The organism is Streptomyces sp. NPDC021115 (assembly GCF_044333065.1).
In the GTDB taxonomy this organism is placed as follows: Bacteria; Actinomycetota; Actinomycetes; order Streptomycetales; family Streptomycetaceae; genus Streptomyces.
This window is the reverse complement of the sequence record NZ_JBIRQF010000037.1, coordinates 1-1,755: the sequence shown is the minus strand read 5'-3', so window position 1 is coordinate 1,755 and position 1,755 is coordinate 1. Positions and strand designations below refer to the sequence as shown.

1 protein-coding gene is annotated in these 1,755 nt (G+C 72.5%); it reads left to right on the top strand.

Going from position 1 to position 1,755, the window contains the following annotated elements; all coding sequences use genetic code 11:
- Positions 1–103: 103 nt before the first annotated feature.
- On the top strand, positions 104–1,755 hold a 1,652-nt coding region (locus ACH4TL_RS45195; RefSeq protein ID WP_398332058.1), incomplete at its 3' end, for a type I polyketide synthase.

Here is a 1,755-nt window from a genome sequence, read left to right as displayed (position 1 = left end):
CCCGGGCGCCAGTGGCGGACAGGTCTGCCACGTCGGCGCACTCAGGCATCAGTCCATTGGCTTCAGTCCCAGGCTTCAGTTCGCCGTGACCGTGGAGAGCGAAATGACAACATCCTCCGAAGAACTCGTCCAAGCCCTGCGGGAGTCCCTCAAGGAGAACGACCGGCTCTGGCAGCGCTACCAGGACCTGGTCACCGCGTCACGCGAGCCGATCGCGATCGTGGGCATGGGCTGCCGCTTTCCCGGCGGCGTATCTTCACCGGAGGCGCTGTGGGAGCTGGTGGCCTCGGCCGGGGACGGCATCTCGCCGTTCCCCGCCGACCGTGGCTGGGACCTCCAGGCGCTCGGCGACATCGCCGAGGTGGGCGGGTTCGTGCACGAGGCTCCGCGGTTCGATGCCGAGCTGTTCGGGATCTCCCCGCGCGAGGCCCTGGCCATGGACCCGCAGCAGCGGCTGCTCCTGGAGACGTCGTGGGAGGCGCTGGAGCGCGCCGGGATCAACCCCTTGTCGCTGCGCGGCTCGCGGACCGGCGTGTTCTCCGGCGTGTCCGGCAACGGCTACGGCGGACAGCTGCACGAGGCCGCCACCGAGACCGAGGGCTATCTGCTGACCGGCAGCATCCCGAGCGTCGCCTCGGGCCGGGTCGCCTACTCGCTCGGCTTCGAGGGGCCCGCCGTCACAGTCGACACCGCCTGCTCGTCGGCGCTGGTGGCGCTGCACTTGGCGTGCCAGGCGCTACGGGCCGGGGAGTGCACGATGGCGCTCGCGGGCGGCGCCACGGTCATGTCCAACCCCGGCATGTTCCTGGAGTTCGCCCGTCAGGGCGGGCTGGCCGGGGACGGCCGGTGCAAGTCCTTCGCCGAGGCGGCGGACGGCACGGGATGGTCCGAGGGCGCCGGCGTGCTGGTGCTGGAGCGGCTGTCCGACGCGCGGCGCCTCGGGCATCCGGTGCTGGCGGTCGTACGCGGCAGCGCGGTCAACCAGGACGGCGCGTCGAACGGGCTGAGCGCGCCGAACGGCCCGTCCCAGCAGCGCGTGATCCGGCAGGCCCTGGAGGCCGCGAACATCTCGGCGGCCGAGGTGGACGCCGTCGAGGCGCACGGCACCGGAACCCGGCTCGGCGACCCCATCGAGGCACAGGCCCTCATGGCCACCTACGGCCAGCAGCGTGACGGCGATCCGCTGTGGCTCGGCTCGGTGAAGTCCAACATCGGCCACACGCAGTGCGCGGCGGGTGTGGCGAGCGTGATCAAGATGGTGCTGGCGCTGCGTGAACAGCGGCTGCCGCAGACGCTGCACGCCGACGAGCCGTCGTCCCATGTGGACTGGAACGCCGGTGCGGTCCGGCTGCTGGCCGAACCCCGCACCTGGCCGCGGGCCGACCGTACGCGCCGCGCGGGTGTTTCGGCGTTCGCTATCAGCGGGACGAACGCGCACGTCATCGTCGAAGAAGCCCCTGTCGCCGAACCGACCGTGGCGAAGGAGCGGCCGTCGGCCGACCTGCCGGTCGTGCCGTGGGTGCTGTCCGGGCGCGGCGAGCGGGCGGTGCGCGCGCAGGCCGAGCGCCTGGCCGACTTCCTCAGCACGGCGGAACCGTCGGCTGACTGCTCGGCGGCCGACCTCGGCTACTCGCTGGCGACCACGCGCGCTGTGCTCGATCACCGTGCCGTCGTACTCGGCGCCGACGGGGACACCCTGCGCGCAGAGGTGACCGCTCTGGCCGAGGGTGGCACTGCCGTGGTGTCCGGCGTGGT